Origin of the sequence: Paenibacillus sp. 2003 (genome assembly GCF_031455635.1) — a bacterium.
Taxonomy (GTDB): Bacteria; Bacillota; Bacilli; order Paenibacillales; family Paenibacillaceae; genus Paenibacillus; species Paenibacillus amylolyticus_B.
Genome location: NZ_JAVDTB010000005.1, coordinates 257626 through 283086 on the forward strand (window position 1 = coordinate 257626; position 25461 = coordinate 283086).

The 25461-nt window shown below is 46.7% G+C and carries 23 protein-coding genes and 1 riboswitch; of the genes, 5 read left to right on the top strand and 18 right to left on the bottom strand.

What is annotated here, in order from left to right:
- Positions 1 to 91: 91 nt before the first annotated feature.
- Complete coding sequence (locus J2X75_RS21235; RefSeq protein WP_036673332.1) at positions 92 to 1153, top strand: NAD(P)/FAD-dependent oxidoreductase; 1062 nt, start codon at positions 92 to 94, stop codon at positions 1151 to 1153.
- On the opposite strand, the gene J2X75_RS21240 is transcribed toward J2X75_RS21235, so the two are convergent.
- Positions 1150 to 1404 carry a YuzB family protein gene (locus tag J2X75_RS21240; protein ID WP_036605750.1) on the bottom strand — a complete coding sequence of 85 codons (255 nt, stop codon included), beginning with the start codon at positions 1402 to 1404 and terminating at the stop codon, positions 1150 to 1152. The genes J2X75_RS21235 and J2X75_RS21240 overlap by 4 nt on opposite strands.
- Before the next feature lie 80 nt (positions 1405 to 1484).
- Between J2X75_RS21240 and J2X75_RS21245 the strand changes: the two genes are divergently transcribed.
- Positions 1485 to 1730, top strand: coding sequence for a NifU family protein (locus J2X75_RS21245; protein WP_053783253.1), 246 nt, complete (start codon positions 1485 to 1487; stop codon positions 1728 to 1730).
- A gap of 139 nt (positions 1731 to 1869) precedes the next feature.
- Here the strand turns inward: J2X75_RS21245 and J2X75_RS21250 are convergent, their stop codons facing one another.
- Positions 1870 to 2649 (bottom strand): SDR family oxidoreductase, encoded by a 780-nt coding sequence (locus J2X75_RS21250; protein ID WP_076319815.1) that lies wholly within the window; start codon positions 2647 to 2649, stop codon positions 1870 to 1872.
- A gap of 173 nt (positions 2650 to 2822) precedes the next feature.
- Here J2X75_RS21250 and J2X75_RS21255 point away from each other — a divergent pair, with 173 nt between their 5' ends.
- Positions 2823 to 3821 (top strand): DUF2167 domain-containing protein, encoded by a 999-nt coding sequence (locus tag J2X75_RS21255; RefSeq protein ID WP_310339827.1) that lies wholly within the window; start codon positions 2823 to 2825, stop codon positions 3819 to 3821.
- Between the two features lie 123 nt (positions 3822 to 3944).
- On the opposite strand, the gene J2X75_RS21260 is transcribed toward J2X75_RS21255, so the two are convergent.
- The 6 genes from J2X75_RS21260 to J2X75_RS21285 form a co-directional block, all read right to left on the bottom strand.
- Positions 3945 to 4784 (bottom strand): MetQ/NlpA family ABC transporter substrate-binding protein, encoded by an 840-nt coding sequence (locus J2X75_RS21260; protein WP_310339829.1) that lies wholly within the window; start codon positions 4782 to 4784, stop codon positions 3945 to 3947.
- A 75-nt stretch (positions 4785 to 4859) separates the two neighbouring features.
- Positions 4860 to 5519, bottom strand: coding sequence for a methionine ABC transporter permease (locus J2X75_RS21265; protein WP_307542286.1), 660 nt, complete (start codon positions 5517 to 5519; stop codon positions 4860 to 4862).
- Positions 5520 to 6554 carry a methionine ABC transporter ATP-binding protein gene (locus J2X75_RS21270; protein WP_307542284.1) on the bottom strand — a complete coding sequence of 345 codons (1035 nt, stop codon included), beginning with the start codon at positions 6552 to 6554 and terminating at the stop codon, positions 5520 to 5522.
- Positions 6555 to 6680: 126 nt separating this feature from the next.
- A riboswitch (SAM riboswitch) is annotated at positions 6681 to 6822 on the bottom strand.
- 129 nt (positions 6823 to 6951) lie between these two features.
- Positions 6952 to 7668, bottom strand: coding sequence for a Cthe_2314 family HEPN domain-containing protein (locus J2X75_RS21275; protein ID WP_310339832.1), 717 nt, complete (start codon positions 7666 to 7668; stop codon positions 6952 to 6954).
- A 203-nt stretch (positions 7669 to 7871) separates the two neighbouring features.
- The gene (locus J2X75_RS21280; RefSeq protein WP_310339834.1) at positions 7872 to 8810 is read right to left on the bottom strand and encodes a COX15/CtaA family protein; all 939 of its coding nucleotides are present in this window, start codon (positions 8808 to 8810) and stop codon (positions 7872 to 7874) included.
- Positions 8811 to 9313: 503 nt separating this feature from the next.
- The gene (locus tag J2X75_RS21285) at positions 9314 to 9658 is read right to left on the bottom strand and encodes a thioredoxin family protein (RefSeq protein WP_307416179.1); all 345 of its coding nucleotides are present in this window, start codon (positions 9656 to 9658) and stop codon (positions 9314 to 9316) included.
- 142 nt (positions 9659 to 9800) lie between these two features.
- Here J2X75_RS21285 and J2X75_RS21290 point away from each other — a divergent pair, with 142 nt between their 5' ends.
- Positions 9801 to 11087: a DUF2515 family protein gene (locus tag J2X75_RS21290; RefSeq protein WP_310339838.1), complete on the top strand. Its 1287-nt coding sequence runs from the start codon at positions 9801 to 9803 to the stop codon at positions 11085 to 11087.
- A gap of 214 nt (positions 11088 to 11301) precedes the next feature.
- On the opposite strand, the gene J2X75_RS21295 is transcribed toward J2X75_RS21290, so the two are convergent.
- From J2X75_RS21295 to J2X75_RS21310, 4 genes are all read right to left on the bottom strand, one after another.
- Positions 11302 to 12930: a putative polysaccharide biosynthesis protein gene (locus tag J2X75_RS21295; protein ID WP_307542276.1), complete on the bottom strand. Its 1629-nt coding sequence runs from the start codon at positions 12928 to 12930 to the stop codon at positions 11302 to 11304.
- Positions 12931 to 12991: 61 nt separating this feature from the next.
- Entirely contained in the window at positions 12992 to 13432 is a 441-nt protein-coding gene (locus J2X75_RS21300) for a DUF456 domain-containing protein (RefSeq protein ID WP_047841365.1), read from the bottom strand.
- A 54-nt stretch (positions 13433 to 13486) separates the two neighbouring features.
- Positions 13487 to 14236: a Cof-type HAD-IIB family hydrolase gene (locus J2X75_RS21305; RefSeq protein WP_091020802.1), complete on the bottom strand. Its 750-nt coding sequence runs from the start codon at positions 14234 to 14236 to the stop codon at positions 13487 to 13489.
- Positions 14237 to 14734: 498 nt separating this feature from the next.
- Positions 14735 to 15430 carry a TetR/AcrR family transcriptional regulator gene (locus J2X75_RS21310; RefSeq protein ID WP_310339841.1) on the bottom strand — a complete coding sequence of 232 codons (696 nt, stop codon included), beginning with the start codon at positions 15428 to 15430 and terminating at the stop codon, positions 14735 to 14737.
- A gap of 431 nt (positions 15431 to 15861) precedes the next feature.
- On the opposite strand from J2X75_RS21310, the gene J2X75_RS21315 reads away from it, so the two are divergent.
- A complete protein-coding gene (locus tag J2X75_RS21315) occupies positions 15862 to 16995 on the top strand; it encodes an SMP-30/gluconolactonase/LRE family protein (protein WP_310339843.1) in 1134 nt (377 codons plus the stop codon).
- 148 nt (positions 16996 to 17143) lie between these two features.
- Here the strand turns inward: J2X75_RS21315 and J2X75_RS21320 are convergent, their stop codons facing one another.
- From J2X75_RS21320 to J2X75_RS21345, 6 genes are all read right to left on the bottom strand, one after another.
- A complete protein-coding gene (locus J2X75_RS21320; protein ID WP_036673312.1) occupies positions 17144 to 18016 on the bottom strand; it encodes a metal ABC transporter permease in 873 nt (290 codons plus the stop codon).
- A complete protein-coding gene (locus J2X75_RS21325; RefSeq protein WP_310339846.1) occupies positions 18016 to 18975 on the bottom strand; it encodes a metal ABC transporter permease in 960 nt (319 codons plus the stop codon). Before J2X75_RS21325 ends, J2X75_RS21320 begins: the two co-directional genes overlap by 1 nt.
- Before the next feature lie 3 nt (positions 18976 to 18978).
- Positions 18979 to 19800, bottom strand: a complete 822-nt coding sequence (locus J2X75_RS21330; protein WP_244898219.1) for a metal ABC transporter ATP-binding protein — start codon at positions 19798 to 19800, stop codon at positions 18979 to 18981.
- 30 nt (positions 19801 to 19830) lie between these two features.
- A complete protein-coding gene (locus J2X75_RS21335) occupies positions 19831 to 20775 on the bottom strand; it encodes a metal ABC transporter solute-binding protein, Zn/Mn family (RefSeq protein ID WP_192135871.1) in 945 nt (314 codons plus the stop codon).
- 236 nt (positions 20776 to 21011) lie between these two features.
- A complete protein-coding gene (locus J2X75_RS21340; RefSeq protein WP_310339849.1) occupies positions 21012 to 22961 on the bottom strand; it encodes a peptidoglycan D,D-transpeptidase FtsI family protein in 1950 nt (649 codons plus the stop codon).
- A 394-nt stretch (positions 22962 to 23355) separates the two neighbouring features.
- Positions 23356 to 25392: a peptidoglycan D,D-transpeptidase FtsI family protein gene (locus J2X75_RS21345; protein WP_310339851.1), complete on the bottom strand. Its 2037-nt coding sequence runs from the start codon at positions 25390 to 25392 to the stop codon at positions 23356 to 23358.
- Positions 25393 to 25461: the final 69 nt, after the last annotated feature.

The following is a 25461-nucleotide window of genomic DNA, read 5'->3' on the forward strand; positions in this document are numbered from 1 at the left end:
CATAACAAAAGGAGCAGCTATGTTATTGCATAGCTGCTCCACAGTTTACAGCCCCATTTCAGTGGGACTGATGCAGAAAGGAAGCCGAGTCATGAAAAATTTCGTCATTCTTGGAGGCGGCTATGGCGGCCTCACAATCATCAAGGAACTTCTGGAGGGTAAAATTCCATCCGATACACAAATTATTTTGGTGGACCGTAGCCCCTTTCAGGGATTAAAGACAGAATATTACGCACTCGCAGCAGGAACCGTATCTGATTATGACCTGCGTATCCAATTTCCAGTGAGCGATAAAGTCACTTACCGTTATGGAGAAGTTACTTCGATTGACCTGGAACAGCGTCAGATTGAATTTGAAGGCCAAGACCCGCTCGTGTACGACAAGCTTGTCATCGGACTTGGTTGTACAGACCGTTTCCACAACACGCCTGGCGCCGAAGACTACAGCTGTACCATTCAGAGCTTTAGCAAAACACGCGAGACCTACCTGCGCCTTAATGAAGTCAAAGCCTATGGCAATGTGCATATCGTAGGCGGAGGATTAAGTGGTGTCGAGATGGCAGCTGAACTTCGTGAGAGCAGACCCGATCTAAACATCAGCATTTTGGATCGTGGTGAACGTGTATTATCCGCTTTCCCACAACGTCTGTCTGTGTATGTGCATGAATGGTTCAACGAACATCAGGTAGAGACACGCGGGCATATCGCCATTTCACGTGTTGAACCGAACGCCATCTATAACCGGGATGAACAGATCCTAACCGATGCTGTCGTGTGGACTGCAGGCATTCAGCCCGTAAAAGTGGTACAGGATCTGGACGTAACCAAAGACCCTCAAGGACGTGTCGTCCTGAATGAATACTACCAAATCCCGGAATATACCGATGTGTATGTCGTTGGTGACTGTGCCAGTGTCCCTTATGCACCTAGCGGTCAAGCTGCGGAAGTGCAGGGTGAGCAGATCGCCCATATTCAGCATGCCCTCTGGAAAGGCGAAAAGCCCAATCCACATCCACTCAAGCTTCGTGGCACACTCGGCGCACTCGGCAAGAAGTCTGGGTTTGGGCTGATGGGCAAAACGTCCATGATGGGACGTGTACCTCGTATTTTGAAAAGTGGTGTGCTCTGGATGTCCAAGCGCCATCTCGGTTAGTCGAGATCGAGCTCGTCCCAGACATCGGCTTCGGCAATTTTGGCCAAAATGGCGTTATATAGATCTTCCACTTTGTCCGTGATGACAACTTCGCCATTCACCAGTGCAAATGGAGTCATAGAACATTGGCCGCAGTTGGTTAGGCAGCCGTATTCAATCACGTCATAGTCTGGATTTTCTTCCAGTTGATCCATGACTTCATCTGTGCCAAAATGCATATTATTGGCACAAAATTCAATAATCGGTCTCATTTAAGTTCACCTGCTTTGTTTGACCATTTTAATTTGTGGCCATTTGTAATATAATATAGGAAGGAAAGGAGTTGAACAATATGAGCGAAAACGCACAAAGCACCATGTATGATGAGGTATCTGATGTGCTTGATAAACTTCGTCCGTTCCTGCAGCGCGATGGCGGTGACGTGGAACTGGTCGACGTGGAGGACGGCATCATTAAGCTGAAACTGGTCGGTGCCTGCGGCAGTTGCCCAAGCTCCACCATTACCTTAAAAGCCGGGATTGAACGTGCCCTTCTCGAAGAAGTTGAGGGTGTACAAGAAGTCGTACAAGTATTCTAATCAATCCTTCACGAAATAAACCTCAAGAGCCTTTCGCTTCGCATGAAGCGGAGGGCTCTTTTTTTTGTGTGCATATGCAGAGAGTACATTTCATCTGTCCCTTTGACCCGTTTCCACGTACAATCCTTCAATTCACCTTTTAAGTATCCTCGCGCTGTATGGTTGGACGAATCGGATCAAGTCCTCCAGATACATCCATAATGTTACCTGTTATAAAATCGGAATGATCAAGGCACAGATACGTAATCACTCGTGCAATATCTTCACCGCTGCCTGGTCGCCCTCTTGGCGTTTCCTCGTCGGTGATGCCTGCCATTTCATCAATCGTTTTCTCTTTGTTCGCACCACGAATGTCACCTGGACATACCATGTTAACCGTAATTCCATACGGGGCTTCTTCAACCGCGAGTGTCTTTGTAAAAGATACCAGACCCACCTTGGCAGCTGCATATACGGCGCGATGAGGCCAAGATCTCGCTTCTCCAGCATGACTGAAGCCAAAATGGATAATGCGCCCCCATTGCTTGCGTCTCATCTCTGGCAATACACGCTGATCCAGTAACATCGGTCCCAACAGATTTCCCTGCACAAGCATCTGGACCTCAGCTTCAGAATAATCCGCAAATAATCGTCGTTCACGGACAAATGGACCTGCGTTATTCACCAAAATATCAATGCTGCCCAGGTTGCCTTCCACCTGCTCAACCAATGAAGAGATATCTTCCACCTTGGATATATCAGCCTGGATGGCAATGCACCGCACACCCTTGGCTATAATCTGAGCCTTTAAAGCCTCAGCTTCTGTTCTGCTGTGTACATAGTTGAGGGCAATATGACACCCCTGATCTGCCAGACTGAGGGCCGTCATTTTACCAAGACCTTTGGCACTTCCCGTTATGAGGGCAACCTTTCCCTTCACGTTCATCCCCCTCTTCAAAGAGCAGTCACTATCCAGTATAAAAGATTTATCGTCCTCCTACAACTCGCTTATCCACAAGGGATTATCCACCTTAAATTCCAAATATATCTTGATTGAAATCAAACACCTATGGTACTGTCGAGGATATAACTCGAAAGGACTTCTACATGAATATGAAGAACAAAAGATGGATATCATTTCTTACGCTTTTAATGTTGAGTTTATTAACAGTTTCTAGTGCCTTACAGGTATCAGCGGCAAGTGAGAGCGAGCAAGCGCCTGATGAGTACGATTGGATTACTGGACCTGCATCTGTCTCTCTGGACGGTAAGGCCACCCTGGAAGTCCCTGAAAGCCATTCCTATCTGGATAAGGCCAATACCCAACGCTCGATACTTAACAGTGATGGGAAGCCTAACGGGAATGAAATCGGAAGCCTAGCCAGCAATAGTGAATTCGGCTCGTGGTATGTTGTGTTTGAATACGTGAAAACAGGTCATATCCATGATGACGATCAAAATTTGAGTGCCGAAGAACTGTTAAGCAGTTATATCCGAGGCACAGAAGAAGATAACAGAGAACTTGATCCTGAATACAGAACGTACATAACGGGGTGGGAAATCGAACCGGCATATGACAGTACCAAACATCAGTTAGTCTACTCCCTTGGTTTTAAGAATGCTGATCAGCAAGCCATGGTCAATTACAATGTAAAACTCCTGACACGCGAAGGGTACATCACAGCCATTCTGGTTACAGATACGGCTAACTTTCAACAGAGCCGCCAGGCATTCGAGGAAACTGTCCTTAATCGACTTAGCATCAATGCAGGATATACCTACGAGGAGTACAATGCTTCGACTGACAAAACATCCACTATAGGGCTCAACAGTCTTCTGATGGGCGGGATCGGGTATACGGCTTCCCAGAAATTCAGTGCTCTTCTTTTGCTCAAAAAAGGATGGGCCTTGATCCTGATTGTCGTCCTTGGGTTAATCGGTTGGATCAGATACAAGATCAAAAGCTCACATGGAGAAGAAGAAACACTCTCTCCCTCCGAGAGAACGTACCTGCAAGAAGCAGATGAGCAGCAGTATGCTGATCAGAATGAATTATCATACTACCGCCAATCTGGGCATCCATCCAACGCGGAGAAACAAGATAAGCCCTAACCCTTCCCTTATTAATCCCCACGTCAGCTCAGATTAAGAAACATAAAATAAGCCGTATATCTCTTCAGAAGAGATATACGGCTTATTCTTAATAGCTTCACATCATATCATACATATCGTGAATTATTCAGTTGCAGGTTCAACTGCACCTTTATAACGTTCTTTGATGAATGCTTTCACTTCTTCGGAGTGCAAGGCAGCAGCCAGTTTCTGAATTGCATCTGCATCCTTGTTGTCCTCACGGGAAACGAGGATGTTCGCGTATGGGTTACCTTGCAGATCTTCGATCAACAAAGCATCATTCGCTGGATTCAGGTTTGCTTCAAGCGCATAGTTAGCGTTGATGAATACCAGATCCGCTTCATCCAATTGACGAGGCATCATAGCTGCATCCAGCTCGATGATATCCAGGTTCTTCGGATTGGCTGTGATATCTTGAATCGTAGATGTAATATTTGTGTTGTCTTTCAGCGTAATGATACTTTCCTTCGCGAGCAACAACAGAGCACGTCCACCATTGGATGGGTCATTTGGAATTGCTACTTTTGCGCCGTCAGCCAATTCATCCAAAGACTTAATCTTTTTGGAGTATCCACCAAAAGGTTCAACATGAACAGGTGTTACAGAAACGAGGTTGAATCCACGTTCTTTATTCTCTGTATCCAGATAAGGTTGGTGCTGGAAGAAGTTTGCATCCAATTTTTTATCAGCAAGTTGCTGGTTGGGTTGTACATAGTCATTGAACGTAACGACTTGCAAACGAATACCTTGTGCTTCCAGTTCAGGCTTGATGCTTTCCAGAATCTCTGCATGTGGTGTAGGTGAAGCTCCAACTTTCAATTCAACCGTACGTGGTGCACCTGCTGAATTATCTGCGCCGCTATCAGCGTCCTTATTGTTTCCGCAAGCTGCGAGAACCGCAATTAACATAAGACTAAGTAGAGCAAAAGACCATTTTTTCATGTGTAAAACCCCTTCTCTAATCATTTTTTTCATGTGGCGTCCGCATGAATGCATATCCATCATGTTATCTATGTGTTATTTCCTGGTGAAAAATGTAACCAAGCGATCTCCAGCCATCTGGAGAATTTGCACGAGAATAATCATCGACACCACGGATATAATCATGATTTCATTTTGATAACGGAAATATCCGTAGTTAATAGCCAGTGTTCCCAGACCTCCACCACCAACCATGCCCGCCATCGCCGTATAGGAGACTAGCGTAACGATGGTGATCGTTATCCCAGCGAGCAGGCCAGGCAGTGCCTCAGGCAACAACACCCGTCTTACAATCTGTCCGGTCGATGCACCCATCGACTGTGCTGCTTCAATTACCCCCCGGTCAACTTCTCGCAACGTTGTCTCCACCAATCGAGCAAAATAAGGAGCTGCTGAAATAACCAAAGGAGGTATGACGCCAAGAACCCCCGTAGCTGTACCGACAAGTATACGAGTGAATGGAATAAGAGCAACAATCAATATGATAAATGGGACCGAGCGCAAAATATTAACAATCAGGGATAGTATAGTGTAGACTGTCCGTGACTTCATTGAAGCAGATCGGGCTGTCATGAACAGCAGAACTCCGAGCGGTAAACCCAAGATAACGGTGAACAGGCCTGATACACCCAAAATCTGCAGTGTCTCTATGGAAGCTTTACCAACCTCTTCCCAACGAACTGTTGAAAAATCCATCTAACGAAGCACCTCCACATCAAGTCCCTCAGCGGTCAATTCGGATATCGTCCGATCAATCGCATTGGAATCACCTTCGAACCGAACGGTCAGTTGTCCATACGGAACCTGTTTGATCGTAGAGATCGTTCCTTGCAGGATGGCAAAATCCACACCCGTCTTACGAACCGTTCTGGACAAAATCGCTTCATATGTTTTGTTCCCCAGAAAGGATATCTTCACAAGTTTCGAAGCAACACCTGCCTGCAATTCAATGCCTGCATTCGCCAGAGCGGTCTCTTCCAGAGCCAGTCCAGCTTCATGGTCACGCATCATGAAGTCTCGTGTAATCGCATGCTGCGGCTTCAGGAACACCTCGGTTACAGGTCCCTGTTCCACAATACCACCTTGATGAATGACAGCCACCTTATCACAGATGTTCTGGATGACATGCATCTCATGTGTAATCAGCACAATCGTAAGGTTGTACTTTTCGTTAATGTCGAGCAATAACTTCAGGATTGAATTTGTCGTCTGTGGATCAAGTGCTGAAGTAGCCTCATCGCAGAGAAGTACATTCGGATCACTCGCAAGTGCTCTCGCAATCCCCACACGTTGTTTCTGTCCACCTGATAATTGAGCTGGATATTTGTTGCTATGGTTCTCCAGACCAACGAGATTAAGCATTTCCTTCACTTTCCGATCAATGGCATCCTTGGGTGTATTCACAAGCTTTAGTGGAAAAGCCACATTATCATATACCGTTGCCGAAGATAACAGATTAAAGTGTTGAAAAATCATCCCGATCTTGCGTCTCTGTTGCTGCAGTTCGGTTTTGCTCAGTTCAGTCAGGTTGATCCCATCAACCCATACTTCACCCTCCGTAGGCCGTTCCAGCAAATTAATGCAGCGAATCAATGTACTTTTGCCCGCTCCAGAATGGCCAATCACGCCGTAGATTTCGCCCTTTTGGATGCTCAAATTCAGCTCGGATAAAGCTGTTGTAGATTTTGCCCCTTTGCCGTACATTTTCGTTAAACCTTTTAATTCAATCAATCGCACTTGCCCCTTTCCAACCACCTACATGTATCTTTACCCGATCTAAAGGAAAACTCCCCTTAAAGTACAAAAAAAGAGCCCTTTGCAGATACAAAGAGGGCTCTTCACGTGAAAGAATATACCTTCTCATCTGCCAAAATCGTGTCTTGCACCATTTTGTAGGAATTAGCACCTAACATCTATAACGAATGATACATGTATCATGTCGTTACAAATCGGTTGCCGGGCTTCATCGGGCCTGTCCCTCCGCCGCTCTCGATAAGAAATATGTTGTTGTAGGATTTTATAAGTTCATGTAGTTTATGCTTTATAATGTGAACGTAACTTCCGAAATATCAATTATATCCGTGTAACATTCGATTGAAATTCAGTATATTCCAAGTATTCCGATTTGTCAAAGGGAATTATTTCTTTTCCATATTCTGTTGATATAACGATAAGAGGCTGTTAACGTTTCACAGACCATATCCACGCCCTGACGCATTTCCTGCACATGCTGATTCAAATCCTCCAATTTCACTTTACCTTGCAAGGTCTGGTGTAACTGCCACAGGTCATCATGCATTTCTGAGTTCATGTAGTGAATTTCCATATTACGTCGTTTGCGCAGCTTGCTCATCGGCTCACGATAAGAGTCCTTGATCTGTATTAATTGCAACGCAAGATCATGGTGCTCCCTCGCATAATCGAACTGCCTTAACACTGTAAAATAAGAAAAATGCGCTTTGGTATTTGAAGTATTCAACTGGAATATTTCATTTAATACCGTGCCCACTTTATCCAGGATGGCAAAGCAGCGGATAAAGCCATCTTTGTAGAAATACACATACCGTGCATACTCGGCTTTTTCAGTCGCCGTCATATCATCCGTTGAGCCTGCAACGACCTTATTGCGAAAATGAGCAGCAGCGAAACAGCTTTGCTCCAGTTCATCCAGTGAGGAGATGAGTCCCTGAGTCCACACATACAGTTTCCGATAGTCATGCGTGGGATCATGGTCCACATGCATTTGTCGTTGAAATAACTCAAGCGTATGCGCCATTGCGTCCATCGCTGCCTTCAATTTACCTTCGTTTATACGTGGCTTTTCCCCCAACAACGTTCGCAGCATATCTAACCTCCTCTTTTCCAAATCAACAAAAATTCATCACATTAAACGTAAAACATCATCCATTCCGTGTAATTGCTGCTTGCCATAGGTTGCCCTGATCCCCCTGACATCAAACAAAGTCCACCATCCAATGATGTACATCACTGGATGGTGGACTTTCATATTTAGCCCAAGTACCTTTGGAAAAAGAATGGATCTATATCTTAGAACCGATTAACCGGGCGATGCAGCTTGTACACCAGGAAACTCATATACGTTAAAACTCCGAATAATATGGCGATATCCAGCATATGAGCTAGAGCTACAAACATGTATACTTCCGGACGGTTCATTGTCACCATCATGAAAATACCAATGACTACTTGCATCAGAATAAGAACAACGGATACCACACCCAGAGTACGCATTTCCTTGTTGTCCGGATTATTACGGTAAGCGAAGTGACCCAGGATCGCAATAACAATCACGAGCGACGCAGCAGCTGCACGGTGAGCAAAGGCAACTGCAACCCCACCCGAAAGCTCAGGAATAATCTGACCGTTACAGAGCGGAAATCCCCAACATCCGCCGGCAGAATCCGTGTGACTCACAAATGCACCCGTGTATACCACGAGATATGTGTAAATGGTGGAGAACCAGACCAGATTCCTGAATTTTTTACTAACTCGAGGGTATTTATTCAGTCGCTCCAATCCGCCATCTTTGGCCTCTTGCCTGATGCCCAGCGCCATCATTAGGGAACTGGCAAAAGCAATCAGTGCAAAGCCGAAATGCAGTGCCATGACTGCTGAAGATTGGGAGAAGACAACGGCAAAAGCCCCCATGATTCCCTGGACGATAACAAATACCAGAGTTAAGAAAGAAAACAATTGCAGGTCACGGCGTGACTTGCCGAACTGCAGAAAAGCAACAAACGAGGCAATGGACAACAATCCAGCCAGTGCGCTTACAGCACGATGGGAATATTCAATAAGTGAAGCCACAGTATGTGCCGGAACGAGTTTTCCGTTACATAAAGGCCATTCTGTTCCGCAGCCAAGGCCTGATTCCGTTTTGGTTACGATGCCTCCACCAAAAGTGGCCAGAAACATGACAAGACAGGTTAATACGGTTAACCATTTAAACAAAGTTAAGTGTTTCAATTTTTTCTCACCCGCTGTTGGTTTAAGATGGCGAAGAATATTCTCCGCTTGTTTCGGTACTTTGACACTTATTTCACAACTAAATTCATTATACCGGATAAAATGTTCATTGACGTCGCGCTTTGTGACAAAATGTTAACGTCTGGTGAATTAATGACCCACAGGTCATTGGAGTTATGTAATTGAGGGATATGCCAGTTGAATTGGGTCTTAAACAGAATCCTGAACACACAAACGCCATTTCCCTATTTCAAGAGAAATGGCGTTTCATCTAGTATACCCTTTAACAACATGAACCTGTCATACATTTATATAAGTTCAATGAAACATTTACACAATAACGGAGAGGACAGAAATAGCCTGAAGAAGCGAAGCGTTCGCCTTTATCCCCGGATTTCCCCCTAATAAAAGGGATCAAAGAAATCTGGGGATAACAGCGATCAAAAGGTTATTCTGTCATCGGAGTGTCTGTGTGAATATTCATCATTTGAACTTGTATAACATCATTTATGGATCGTGTTGTACACCTCAACTGCGCGATCCAGGAACTGCTCAATCTCTTCTCTTGACTTGCGAAGCTTGTTCACATACCGTACGAGTTCGCGGCCATCTGAATACGCCACAAAGCTTGGAATGCCAAGAATATTCTGCTCTTCACTAACCGTTCCAACCTGATCCACGTCGACCTCAATCAAAGTCAGTTCACGTGCATATTTCTCTTCAACCTCAGGCATAAACGGATCGATGTATTTGCAGTCGCCACACCAGTCTGCCTTGAATACGGCAATCGTCAAACGTGGGGATTGGATAGCTACATCAAAAGCCGGTTTGGAAGTAATCTGTTCCATTCGGTTCATCTCCCTTTCTGTACCTTGTCTTACCCTAAGTGAAGCAAATTGGCGAGTGGAAGTCAAATAATCAGCGCATACTTAGAATAAACCACATGGTCTGTGAAATTAAACCCAGAACATCATGAAAGGATGTCACATCATGACTTCCACCAGAACCGATTCTTCCAGCGAACAGCATCACGGGTCCCTTCTGCAGATTGTCCGTTCCATTCCGGGTGCTGCCCGTGAAATCTGGCGTGGCAAACAAGCGGCATGGCAAGCTTCAGCACAGCTTCGTCACCCATTGCGTGACATCGAGTGGGATACCGATACAGCAGCTGCCTTACAGTCTGAGGTGGAGCGTTTGTTACCTGCCAGCGGCAAATCTTTTGCACGCACGGACCAGGTTCAAAGCGCACTCGTCTGCGAAGAAGATTGCATCATTCTGGAAGAGATTAAGACACTGACCCAGGAGCATAATCGGAGTAATATCACCCGCACGGCAGCCTATCTGGAATGTTATGAGCAATATCCCGAACTGCATTGGGCACTGCTGGCCCATATGGTCTCTCGCAACGGAGGATATCACATGACAGATCTTCAAAGTGACTTAATGCATAATCTACAGAATCAAAGCGATCGCGAGCATATGTATCGGCTGCTGGAGCGATGCAATGCACTCATTTTCCAAGATGCATATCCCCAGCTTTTGCTGTATATGAACAGTCGCCGGATCGGACGAAGCTGTTTCCATCTCTTATCGCACTTTCACGTATCGGCGTTTATGACGCCGTTTTGGGAACGCTTTTGGCTGGAACGGTGCAGTTCACTGCTTAGTGTGGCATTAATTATTAATGAGCAGAACTATATCGAGAGCCGGGTGGTGCAGCACCCTTATTTTCAAAAAGAAGTACTTTCCAAACCCGCATTCCATCTGCATAATCTGGCCGGTCTGAATCATATCGTCTTTCCTCTTGGACGGGGAGCAGGACTCGCAGGACGCGTCATTGAACATTTTGGCAAGTTGGATGAGCGAATTATGTTTGGCAAAGGCCTATACGCCCTGTTGTTTGGCGTGGAGCAAGTACACACACAAGTGTTGGAGTTCGCACGTTTGGTTCCCCATCGTGGCTCACGCGCTGAATATTGGCCTGGCCTGTTTACCAATCATGAAGACGAGGCGGGTGAACATACATTATACGCTCAGGCGTTACTGGATGAGGAATGGCTTCCAGAAGGACAGCGATTATATAGTCCGGAACTGCTCGCCGTATGGGGAGACACGCCTTATGAACCGATCACCAGACAGGACTGGCTTCAGACTCGGGATAGTCTCGGTTATCTGACGGCACCTCGCCGCCCATGGCTGTTTGAGATGAGTCACGAACACCGGTATGGCATGCTGAAAACAGCACTGGCTCATGATACTAAAGCGATCACACACTAATGCTAAAGATCATATAGAGCAGTCAAAGACGGATGATGTGGATACCCGATATACCGCTAATCCTTGCTTACGGGGCTAATCTCGAGCTCATTCAATCAGCTCGCTTTAACTATACAAAAAGCCCTGTCCGCTTAACAGCAGACAGAGCTTTTATCCATGAGCTTATATCCTATTTTCACAAAATATTAATGCTTGAATAATGCACTTTGTATTTTTAACCTCTTTGCCCAGCTCCACGTTGAAGACGCATAAGTGGACGAAGAATTTTTTGCAGAATACGGGGGTAACTGCCCAGCTCGTCCTTGCGCAGTACACGCAGCACAACCATGAGAACCAGATACACCACCACCACAAGCACACCAACCACAAGGCAGGTAAACAAGAAGGATACACGCGCTGGCAGGAACAGTCCAAAGATCGTATTCCCAATCCAGTTCGTTGCAAATCCTACACCTGCTGCAAGCAACACTGTAATGATAAACCCTTTCCAACGATCTCCCATGATGGAGAAATCAACGATTTTGCGAAGGACCCGCAGATTCAGGTACGTGATGACCAGGAAACAAAGGGCCGTTGCAATGATAATGCCGTAAATGCCAAAGATCGGCGCCAGAATCAGACTTGCGATCAGTTTGATCACAACACCTGCTGCGACACTGATCATTGTAATCCGTGGTTTCCCTACCCCGAGTAAAATGGAGTTGGTGGTCATCATCGTAATCTGGAAAATGGTACCGAATGTTAACAAGGCAATGATCGGCGTTCCATCCAGATTGGTAAACAGCAATCCGTTGACCGAATATGCTGCCGCACAAAGCGCAATGACAATCGGCATACCTGTCAGAATCGAAATGCGCAACGCAAGTGTAACCTGACTCTTCAGATGCGCTTCATCCTTGCGGGCAAATGCTGCTGAAATGACAGGCACCAACGATTGACTCAAAGCGATAGCCAGAATCGGAGGAATACCCGCAATACTTTGGGCTTTCGCACCCAGGATCGCAAGTACACCTGTCGCTTCTTCGAGTCCAATCTGGCCACTAAGCAGTGGTACCACAAGGGATGAATCGATGAAGTTAATGGCTGGAACTGCAAGTGAGGACAACACAATAGGAATAGACAGCTTGAAGATATCACTGTAGATACCTCGCATCGGTAACTGCTCTGCACGCTCGTAATTCAATTGGGCCGCACGGTCGCTACGACGCAGCTTCAAGGTGAAGTACAGCATGACACCAAATGCACCCACACTTCCTAATACCCCGCCAAATGAGGCACCCGCAGCAATTGTTTGGTCATCATAATTCCATTGCAGCATGACATAAGCCACGATAATGGCTGTACCTACACGGGCGAACTGTTCAACAATCTGTGAAATACCACCCGCTGTCATGTTGCCGCGTCCCTGGAAGTATCCACGCATCATCGCAATGGCCGGGAAAAGCAGCAAGGCTGGAGCCAAGGCGCGAATGGCGCTGACCGATGCAGGTACTTTGGAGACATACGTGGCATAATAAGGTGCCGCGAACCATAATAAAGCAGACATGACTACCCCGGCAACAGCCGCAAAGATCAGGGCTGCACGGTAGATCTGTTGAGCTTCACCCGCGCGTCCGAGCGCATAGCGTTCCGATACCATTTTACTAAGTGTACTCGGTATGCCCGCCGTTGCTACAGTTAATAACATTAAATATACCGTATTGGAGATCGTAAACGATGCGTTACCGACATCTCCAAGGATATGCTCCAGCGGCACCCGTTGAACCAATCCGAGTACTCTTGCGATCAGCGCAGCTGCCGCCAGAATGAGCGTACCCCTAATGAATGTTTCTTTCTTAGACAAACCAATTCCCCTTCTTTCCTCCACACCGGACGTGCATCCCGTTGAAGCTAATCCTGAACGTTTAGGCGAATCTTACCACCCAGATAATAAAGAGAACAATCATGACGATTTGCAAAATAATTTTCATCACAGTACTCGTAAATAACCCCACGACCGAACCAAATCCAACTTTTGAGGCTTTGGAAGGTGAAGACCCTCCGATCAGTTCCCCGATAAAAGCACCGATAAATGGTCCCAATACCAGTCCGAATGCCGGAATGACAAATGGGCCAATGATAACACCAATGGTACTCAGCGTGGTCGATAACTTGGAGCCACCGAACTTCTTCACACCCCATGCGCTAACGACATAATCAGCCACAAACAACACAACAACAATCAGAATCTGAATGATCCAGAACCACACACCAAACGGATCAAAGCTAAAGAACCAGCCGTAGACCAGAAACGCGAAGAAAATCGCTACAGCACCAGGCAGTATGGGATATACAGTTCCAGCCATCCCCACTGCAAACAGCAGCACAATTAAAATCCAGGCAATGGTTGCGAGCAAAGGTTACTCCCCCTTCAAAATATGTTCACGGATCACTTCGACGATGCCATCTTCATTGTTACTCGCTACGATCAGATCAGCCGCTTCCTTCACCTGCTCTTGCGCATTGCCCATCGCTACACCAAGACCCACGGCCTCAATGACAGCCAGATCATTCAGACTATCTCCGACAGCAACAACTTCGGACATCTCGATGCCCAGCAGCTTGCAGACTTCCGCTACACCACTAGCTTTGGATACGCCAGCAGGGTTGATCTCAATATTAACGGGTGAGGAGTTGGTCATTTGCAGACCACCCATTTGTTGCAGTTCCATCATGATCTGGTGACGAACTTCATCCACTTCGGTATTAAAGCCGAATTTCAGCCATTCCAGACCTTCAATATTGTCCGTCCAGCGATCACGGTTGAACAGCTCTTCCACGGAGTATGCCCAGTACCAGCTGTTGTATTTCTCACCGATCTCCTGCATTCTGCGAATCAATACCGGGTCCATCAGATGACGCATATGCAGATCATGCGGGGCTTTCCATACCTCACTGCCGTTAACGGTAACCATCGGTGTCTCCAGCCCAAGCTGCACCGCATAAGGCATCGCGTGGAATACGGCTCTTCCCGTGGATAGGCACACATGCACACCCCGACGAATGGCAATCTGAATCCACTTGGCGGTCTCCTGCGTAATTTCATGATTATCGTTAAGCAATGTTCCATCCATATCCAATGCAAGCAATTTGTATTTCAGTTCACTCATACAGTAGTTCCTCCTAGGTTGTCTCTCTCTCCAAGTTGAACTCATGGATATCCATCAGGGGCATTACGCGGGCAGAAAACCTTTCGATCGCTGTTATCCCCTGATTTTCTTGATTCGATCTACAATGAAGAAAATCAGGTTATAAACGTGACCACTTCGTTTCTCTAGGTCCTTTCTGCCCTCTCCGTACCCCATGTATCTCCAGTTCAACTTAAAGGTTCTCTTTATCTATTTTAAACATTCTTTCACAACAAGATCGCCCGGCATCCGTAAAAACGGACGCTCCGGACGTCACAGCTAACGACATTTTACCACAGATCATCTGTATGCAACAAAATAACCCGCTCAGGATTACACTTCGAAGTTATTACATTTTATGTAATGTATAATTTCCTAAATAAAAAAACGATCCACCTCCTACAGGATGAACCGCTTTTAGCTTAACCTTTGTCACTTTGCCTGTTTTCCAGCCTAACCCGTAGCCAAGATTAAATCCAATTATCCCCTGTCCGCTCCTCTGTCTGGTTTGGATACTGCAAACAAGGATTGGGACATCAAATTCATAGTTTGTTTATATACGTTATGGGCTGCCTTTACATCACCAAGGAACCCGCCCATATGCAGGTGGATTACACCGTGCAGCGATGCCCATATAGTACTGACAAGAGTTTCGGTCTCTTCCTGGTCCGAAATCTGTCCTTGCTTCTGGGCAGTGCTAATTAGAATCAGCAAGCGGTGTATGGCAGTCATCGTTCCCTGCATACTCTCTGCATCCGGCTTAAATTCGGCAAAAGCCCCTCCGAACATCAGCTTGTAGTAGCTGGTATAATTCTGCGCAAACTGCCAGAAGGCTTCCCCCAAATCCAGTAAATGCTGCAAGGAGTCAGAGGACGGCGGCACTTCTTCCAAACACTTGGCGAGCAATTTGCAGCCCTCCAGATACAACTGCTGGGCCAGACCCTCTTTATTAACAAACAAACTGTAAATGATCTTGGTAGAGCAGCCCATCTTTTGCGATACTCTGCGTACAGTAACAGCCTCCGGCCCTTCTTCCTGCAAAATGGCTGCTGCCGCATCAACCACAAGCTTACGGAGATTTTCCGTGTTTTGCAGGCGAGCTTGCTGATATGTTTTTAATGCCCGCCCCTTGGATGGTGAGGGCTTGTCTTCGTCACTGATAAGGATCACCTTCATTTAGTTATCAAGTTTCCGACTTCTAACAGGCATTCTAACCATTTGCAGAAAAGTTGTCAATGAAGTCATCCTGATAAAAAAATAATTTGACACAATAGTTTCTTTTTGGTTACTATGATTCTTATAAGAAACAGTGTTACCGAAAATGGTCTCATGCTCATTTTTTTTAAATTTGCATTATTTTTTGGAGTTAAGGTAACATTGTTTCTTTAAAAAAACAACGTATTATTTAATGCTCTTTGGGTGGAAGAATCGTAACCGTCGCATGCAATTTCTATTTCTGTGCCAGGCTCGACGGAGATAACTCTCTCAACGTGAGTAGTACAGGGGGATAACGCCTCTGTCGGTACGAAGGACACACCGGAACATGTAGTGGCAGTTAACTGCACGCTATGAAAAACGACAACAGAAACATTATTAGGAGGATTAATATGTCAACAGAACAAAAACAACGCAAACGATCCACTGGTCAACAAATTCGTAGATGGAGCCTGACCCTGCTAGGGGTAATTGTGCTGGGAATCATTGTATTCCTGCTAATGCCCGCCCCGGTAGAACCCGCTGTTTGGTCTGCACCTACTGCTCCTTCTTTTGAGAAGGAGGGTCCCTGGAAAGAGAACAACAAACTTAGCTCCGCTGAATTGGTTACAGACCGCGCGAAGTTCCCGGAATTTATCACTTTTGATAAAGAAGGGCGACTGTATGCGGGTGACTCCGACGGCAAAATCTACAGAGTAACCTTTGACGCCGAGGACAAGGCACAGCCAGCAGAGGTATTCGCCGATACCCACGGAACACCTAACGGCCTGAAATTTGATGCTGCCGGAAATTTGATTGTGGCGGATATTCAGAAAGGGCTCCTGTCCATTGACCCGAACGGAAACATCGAAGTACTAACCACTGAAGTAGATGGGGGACCGATCTACCTGGCGAACGAACTGGACATCGCGCAAGACGGATCGATTTATTTCTCCGATACCTCTAACTATGGCAAAGTCATGTTCAAAGAAATTGCCGAGAATAAACCGCATGGACGATTGTTGAAATATGATCCACTGACCAAGCAGACGACCGTTCTGCTTAAGGATTTATATTTTGCCAATGGGGTCGTACTGTCTGCCGAAGAAGACTTCGTGCTAGTCGCAGAATCGTATCATTATCAGTTGACCCGGTACTGGTTAAAAGGCCCCAAACAAGGCACCTCTGATATTTTTGCGGAGAATCTGGCTGGGTTTCCGGACAATATCACCCGTGACGCACAGGGACACTTCTGGGTAGGGGTATTCACAACCCGTCTGTCTTTTGCCGATTACATGCATAGTCACCCTTGGTTAGCAGCGACGATGTCCAAAGTTCCACAGTCCTTGTTAAATGGAGCCAGTGCCCCGGTGAAACACGGACTTGTTGCAGAATATGGACCAGAAGGAGAGCTTATTAGTAGTTGGCATGATCCGGAAGGAACATTGTATGGCATCACCACGGCCGTAAGCCAAGGGAAATATTTATATCTCGGAACCGCACCGGGAGGAAGCCAAGGGGTTCATCGGTTGCCTTTGAAACCGTAAGGATTGTTATATTCTTCTACCTCATTCAAACTTTAGGCATCCCAATAGCAGCTCACTCCAGCAGGAGGGGCTGCTATTGAATTTTTCTTCGTTTACAGTCCAATCAAAAAAACCGCCTGCAAAGCAGGCGGCTAACAATCTCTATGAATTAACGTGCCGCGAATTTGCGACGAGCGTATCGGAATATGATGCCGTGTTTCGGTGACAGCAGCAGTGCAAGAACAAATAAAATTCCAGCAACAGCTACCATGCAGCCCGCAATGGAAGCATCCAGGGCGTATGCCATGATGTAACCTCCAACCGAGGATGCTGCTCCGATCAGGACGGCATATAAAATCATTTTGCCCAGACGATCTGTGAGCAGATAAGCCGTCGCCGCAGGTACAATCAGCATGCCCACGACGAGAATCGAACCAACACTTTCAAATGAAGCTACGGACGTCATCGAAACGAGTCCCATGAGCAGATAGTGGAACAGCACTACTGGAATGCCGCAGGCCGCAGCCAGCGCCGGATCAAAAGCACATAGCTTGAACTGTTTGTAGAACAGCCCAATGACGACGAGGATGACCAGCAAAGTGATACCCAGCATCCAGACCGCCCTCGGACCGACATCCGTACCTCCAAGGGTTAGTGTATCCCACTGTACATAAGCGATCTCACCAAACAAGACACAGTCCAGATCCAGATCAATATGCTGGGCGTTCAGACTAATCAGAATGACACCTACTGCGAAGAGTGCAGTAAACACAATTCCGATTGAGGCATCAGACGAGAGTCCTCCCGCCTGCAAACTCTGTATGAAGAACACCGTCAGTAGTCCAAACACCGTTGCACCAAGTAGCATCCACAATGAATCCCTGGAACCGCTCCACAGGAAAGCAATCGCAATACCGGGGAGAACCGCATGGCTGATCGCATCACCGACCAGAGCCATTCGCCGCAGAATCAGAAAACAACCGAGGATGGCGCAGGCGGAAGATACCAATACGGCCGTCAAGATAATCCAAAACGTTGCCATTACACCTCCCTCCGTTCCTGCTGATTTCGCTGTGCAGCGAGAGTGTGAAGTGTAGCTCGCTCTTCACGCATATATGCGGACTTCGCCTGAATACTACGCAACCGTCGAGCTAATAATCCACGACGCGGAGCAAGCAAGGCTGACCCGGCAAACAACACTGTAGCCGCAAGAACGGTTACAGGTCCTGTCGGCAGATTAGGTACAAGCGTACTGAAGATCGTGCCTGTTGCACCACTCAGTGCACCAAATATGCCTGCCAATACCACCATCAGTGCAAGTGAGTCGGTCCAGCAACGTGCCGCTGCTGCTGGGGTTACCAGCAAAGCCGCAACAAGCACGACACCAACGGCTTGTATTCCGGCCACCACCGCGATTACCGTCAAGAGCAGGATGAGCTGCTCCAACATGGCAACTGGCAGACCCATACCACGTGCAAATCCCGGGTCAAAACTCACCAATTTAAATTCCTTGAACCAGGCAAGACAGGCAATCAGTAATACAAGACATACGCCACCCATAACATACACATCCGTCATGACCATGGATGCCGCCTGCCCAAACAAATATTTATCGAGTCCGCTTTGACTTCCGCTCGCCCCATGCTGGATGCGCGTCAGCATCACTACACCAACCCCGAAAAATACGGTCAGCACAATTCCCATCGCCGCATCCTGCTTGATTCGGGAGTAGCGTGTAATCCACGAGATTCCGAAGGTAGCGACAATGCCAGCCACCAGAGCACCGAACAGGAATAATCCGACCGACTTCGTTTCCGTCAACATAAATGCAATACAGATCCCAGGCAGAGCAGCATGAGCAAGGGTGTCCCCCATCAGGCTCTGTTTACGAAGAAAGGTGAAGGAGCCAATAATTCCACTACTGAATCCTAACAACAGACAGCCGAGCAATATCCAACGTGTATTGGGGTCAGACAAAATGGCAACGATCCAGTTCCACATGCACTACACCTGGCCTTTCTCCGTCCGGCTTCCGATCATCGCAATCCGGCCTCCGTACGTCTCTTGCAGTGTATCCGGTACAAATACTTCACTTGTTGGTCCACCTGCCACCAGTCGTCCATTGAGCAGCAGCACATGGTCGAAGTATTCCTCGACTGTCGCCAGATCATGGTGAACAACCAGTACCGTCTTGCCTTGTTTCTTCAACTGTTCCAAAAGCGAAATGATCGCTTTCTCTGTGGTGGCATCGACACCTGCAAATGGCTCATCCATGAAATACAGATCTGCGTCTTGCACGAGTGCCCGTGCCAGAAAGACACGTTGCTGCTGTCCACCGGACAGCTGACTGATCTGGCGGTACATGTAATCGCCCATGCCGACTTGCTCCAGGCAGTGTGCCGCCAGGTCCCGCTCCTTTTTCCCCGGACGACGGAACCATCCCAGATGACCATACCGTCCCATCATCACCACATCAAGCGCATGCGTTGGAAAATCCCAGTCCACCGATTCCCGTTGTGGTACATAACCGATGCGGCGACGTTGTTCCCGGTACGATTGTCCGAAGATCCGTACCTCTCCATGCATCTTCGGTACCAGTCCCAGAACAGCTTTGATCAGTGTTGATTTCCCTGCGCCATTTGGGCCAAGAATACCAATGAGCTGTCCTTCCGGAATATCGAAGGATACGCTGCTAAGCACCGGCTTTTTGTGATACGCAACAGCCAGATCCCTCACACTAAGAGGAGCCGATGTTGGCTGCGTTCCCTGCAAGTGACTATTGTTCAGTTTCGTAGGAGTTTGTTCCAATAAAGTTGTATCTTCCATAATCCTGTAACTCCTCTCTCATGTGATTCATTATTTCAGAGCTTCTACAATCGTCTCAACATTGTGGCGAATCATACCGATGTATGTGCCTTCTTCCGTTCCCTCAGCTCCCATGGCATCCGAGAACAGTTCTCCACCAATGTTGACCGTATGTCCTTTTTGAGCTGCTCCGGCAATGATGGCTTCCATCGCTTTTGCAGGCACACTCGATTCAACAAATACTGCTTTGATATGGTTATCTACGAGATAATCCCGCAGTTCGCTAACATCTTTTGCACCGTATTCGGCTGCTGTACTGATGCCCTGAAGCCCCATCACTTTCATGCCATAAGCCTGACCGAAATATCCAAATGCATCATGCGCCGTAACCAATACCCGGCTTGCTTCCGGAATCTCCAGAATCTTCTCACGGACCTCGGCATCCAGTGCTTCGAGCTTCGCCAGATACGCCTCTGCCTGAGCCTTGTATTCTTCCGCATGGTCCGGGTCCGCCTCCACGAGAGTATCGCGTACGGCTTCTGCCGCATGCATCCAGTGGCTGACGTTAAACCAGACGTGTGGATCATATTCGGTGCCGCCTGTATCTTTGCCTGAGTGCAACTCCTCGACTGGAATAGTCTCTGTAACAGCAGTAACCAGCTTGCTTGAGGACATTTTCTCCAAAATGTCTGTCATTTTGCCTTCGAGATGCAGTCCATTATAGAAAATGACTTTTGCTTGTTCCAGTTTGCGAATATCACCTTGGGATGCCTTGTACAAATGGGGGTCAACTCCCGGGCCCATTAGCCCGGTAACATCAACATATGCCCCGCCTACCTCACGTGCTACGTCAGCGATCATTCCCGTTGTAGCGGTTACTTGTAGCTTGCCACCACTGCTCGTCTCTGCACCACTGGAACATGCCGTAAGTACAATAACCAGAACCAGAGCCGCTAGCGTAATGAACCCCCTCTGGATACTCCTCATTTTCACCATTAACAATTCAACCGTCCCCTTTCCCTCTCCTAAAATACTTGTCTACATCTAATTTTGTTGTACAAGGTATTAATTTTTAATCAAGACTAATAATGTTTCCCTTGTGCAAATTTTATCCGAAGCCAAAAAAAAAGGCAAGGGATTATTTCCCCTGCCTGTCCAAATATATTTAATTCACTTCATAAACCTTTCGGTCACGATGTTAAAAGAGCTAACTTCCGAGACGTTCTTTTGCATTACTCTTTGTCTTTCCCTTCGTCTTTCTTACCTTTCGGCGTTCCATCGAGACCATACACTTCATCATATGCATCGAAAATTTTCCGTGCTATTGGTGAAGCACTGACTGACCCGAATCCACCTTCCGGTACAACAACAGCGACAGCAAGCTTCGGATTATCTCGTGGTGCAAAGGCAATAAATACACCATTCTCTTTTTTGTTCGGTCCGGTCCCCTGTTCTGATGTTCCTGTTTTCCGGGCATAATCGTAAGGGAAACCGTCAAATGAACTTACTTTGGTGACCATTCCTTTGTGCACTTCATTCCAGTGCGCATCGGCAAAATCAACTTCATTGAGCACTTTAGGTTTGATCTCTTTCACCACATTGCCGTCCGCGTCACGGATTTCCTTCACCAGATGTGGTTCCATCCGTTTGCCTTTATTGGCAAGCATGGTGGTATATTGTGCGAGTTGCATCGTGGTGTACTTGGCTTGCTGTCCAAACGAGGCAAATGCCAAACGTGTTAGAGCCGATTCGTCTTTATTAGTATATTCTAGCCTACCCAGAAATTCATTAGGCAGATCTACACCAGTGGACACACCCAAGCCAAATTCCTGCATGTGTTTGTGCCAGACATCGATGCCTTTCTCTGAGCCATAATTACGTAACAAACGTTTACCCACCATATCAATCATGAAGGCATTGGAGGATTTCTCAATCGCTCTTCTCGCCGTAATAGAACCATTATAAGCAGAATGCGAGTTCTTCACTTGTCGTCCGTCTTTCCCCAAAACCGCATATCCCTGATCGTGATAGGTCTCTCCTGCTGTAAATAATCCCTCTTTTAATCCAATAAGCACACTTAGCGGTTTGATTACCGATCCAAGAAGTACAACGGATTCCGCCCGACTAGGCTTGTCATCATTCGGTGGGAACGACTCGGTGGTTCCATTCCGGAACACATATTTGATTTTGTCATAATCCCAATCGTTCGGATCATAATCCGGCATACTCGCCATAGCCACCACATTCCCCGTATCCACTTCCATGGCTACTGCGTATCCGGTAATTGCCTTAGGGAGTCTTCGCAATTCGTCCGTTATTGCCTCTTGTGTGGCCATCTGAATTTCCTTGTTAATGGTGGAAACCAGACTGTAGCCTTTCTCCGGTGGTGTTTGTAACATCGTTCCATCTGGCAGATTACGTGCGTCAATATCAATGGACTGATATCCGCTTCGTCCACGGAGTTCTTCCTGGTATTGAAGCTCCAACCCATCAAACCCAACCTTCTCTTCTTCATGGTACACAAGACCAGGATCACGCTGGGTACTTGCCCCCTCGCGGATGGCCTTATATTTGGCAATGGAATCTGGTGCCCGTTTGAACTCTCTTGTGTATCCCACAACCTGAACCGCTACGCCATCCGGGTCATATTTTCTTATGTTTTCTTCCAGCACCATAACGCCTGGGTAATCCGCTTTTTTCTCCATGAAAAAGGCAATTTCTTTGGTCGAGAGATCCGACTTCACCAGCCTCGGTACATAGCCAAACGTTTTCTGGTAATCCAGATCCAGTCGTTTGATGATCTCTTCCGCATCCGGTTGCTCTTTGTCCCCTGGATTAAACTGCTTAAACACAGCCGCCAGATCATGAGCCAGTTCCACTGCTTCCTGTCTACGTTCATCGTTCCGATAATCCTCATATAACAGCACATACAGGGACTGTACAGGTTCCGAGTAAGCAAGCGCAATTTCTCCCGTAGCATCATAGATGGGACCACGAACAGGTGCGAGTGGAATGTCTTTGGTATTACGACTCGTTTCCATATACGTCAGTTCAGGACCTTCTACAAACTGCACAAAGGCCAACCTGAAAATAAGGATACTGAATATGACAAATGCCGCGAAAAAAAACAGATTCAGCCTTGCGGTGGAAGGCTTGTTGACGGGTGTATCTTCCTCAGTCATGGGTTTCTTCCTCAATCGGTTAAACATGTTTTAAGCCTCTCCCGTTCCTCTATAAAAATAAAATATTTAATCCGTATTGTGAACGTGTTCAATCCAAAATTTAATCCTTTCTCATACAAGTCTACCAAAGGTTAGCTGTCACGTCTTTCAATTTTTGGTTACATTTTCGTAAACAGAAACGTTGCACTACCCCATCTACCGATTTCAATGTAAACACTGACATATCAACGTTGTCCCGTTCTCCAGATCGCGTTTACCCTTCCCTTATATAAACGTGATACAGCTCATATGGTTACATATTAATGCAACTAATTAGTTCACTCTTACGATCATTCTCCACGTAAAACAAAAAAGAGGACCCACGAAGGGTCCCCTCTGTAACCAATGCCTCACATCACTGTGTGCCTGATTCCGAATCTGAATCTTTATTTTTGTCCTTTTTCGGAACACCGTCGAGACCGAATTCCTCGTCATAGGCATCGAAGATTGCACGCGCAACCGGAGCCGCACTGCTCGAACCAAAGCCCCCTTCGGGGATAACCACAGCGACAGCAAGCTTTGGATTATTACGTGGTGCATAGGCGATAAACACCCCATTATCCACCAGTTTGCCCCCTACTACCTGTGTCGATGTTCCTGTTTTTCTGGCAAAGTCATAAGGGAATCCGCTAAATGCAGATACCTCCGTTGCCATGCCTCGTTGTACTTCATTCCAGTAGGCATCGTTAAACTCCACCGTGCTGAGTACCTTCGGTTTTACTTTCTCGACCACGTTGCCTTCCGAATCCCGGAACTCTCTAACCAGTTGTGGCTCCATCCGCTTTCCTTTGTTCGCCAGCATTGTAGTGTACTGTGCTAACTGCATGGTTGTATATTTCCCCTGCTGTCCAAAGGAGCCATACACGAGACGTGTCAGCGAGCTTTCCGTTTCGTTCATGTAATCCCGTATGCCCAGGAATTCATTCGGCAGATCAACCCCTGTAGATACCCCAAGGCCGAACTGCTTCATGTATTCATCCCATTTGTCAATTCCGGTCGCACCGTATTTTGAGTACATCTTCTTGCCAATCTCATCAATCATGAATACGTTCGAGGAATGACGAATCGCATCATGCGGGCGCATCGCACCGTACACATGCCCTGATGAATTCTGGACTCTGCGGTTGTCCCCACCAAAGGTCGTTGAACCTCTATCCGAATATACGGTATTTGTAGTGAAGAAACCTTCTTTCAAACCGATCAAGACACTAAGCGGTTTGATGGTGGAGCCAAGTAGCACGATCGATTCAGCTCGCTTTTTAGAGTCATCCGGAGGGAATGAACGAATCGTACCATTTTGATACACATATTTGATATCATCATATTGATCATTTGTGATACTGCCTGTTCTCCAGATGTTGGTATCATAATCAGGCATACTGGCAGCAGATACGATTTTCCCGGTATCCACTTCCATCGCAACCGCAAATCCGGTCTTGGCATTTGGATGTAATCGACCGGATACCTGATTCCGATGAAGCCAACTCAACTGATCCAGAATGGCCTGTTCCGTTTTTACCTGAACGTTCTTGTTAATGCTGGAAATCAGGTCGTAACCTTTCTTCGGCGGGGTAGAACCAGCCACACCTTCAGGCAAGTTACGCAAATCAACATCAACGGATGTATATCCGCTTTTGCCGCGGAGAGCATCCTGATATTGCAGTTCCAGTCCATCAAAGCCTACAAATTCATTCTCCGTATACACCAGGCCCGGATCCGTTTGCGTTTTATTGGCCTCGTCCACCTCTTTGTATTTGTCCAAGGACTTCGAACTTCTGAACTTCTTCAGATAACCGATGGTCTGAACCGCTACCGTATCCGGATCGTAGAATCGTACACTCTCCTCGACGATCTGAATACCTTTGAACTCATCCTTATGTTGCAGGAAATAAGCGACTTCTCCCTCGGACAGATCACTCTTGATCAGACGCGGCATAAAACCGTTCGCTTTGCGGGAGTTCAAATCCATCTCTTCAATAATTTTCTCCACTGTAAGTGACTCTGAATCCTTCAGCTTGTACTGTTCAAATACATCATGCAACCGGGTTGCAATATCCTGCACTTCCCCTATGTTAGGATTTGGTTTCCCATCAACATCCCCATAGTTTTTATACAGCGTCAAGTATAGCGACTGAATGGGCTTGGAATAAGCCAGCTTCACTTCACCTGTGGAATCATAGATCGTGCCTCTCACAGGAGGAAGTGGTACATCCTTGGTAATGTTACTGGCTTCTTCCTGACTAAGCTCCGGCCCTTCCACGAATTGCAAAAAGGCCAAGCGTACAATAATAACGCTAAAAATAACAAAGGAAGCGAAGAAAAATACGTTCATTCGGTAACTGAAGCGCCGTTTGTCCGTAAGTTCATCCTTCTCATTGGAATGTTTTTTCATCCATCCTACCTCTTTCATGACTTGATGCATACCGCTCAAACTGATTCTTCGCGGCATGATAACCTGGCA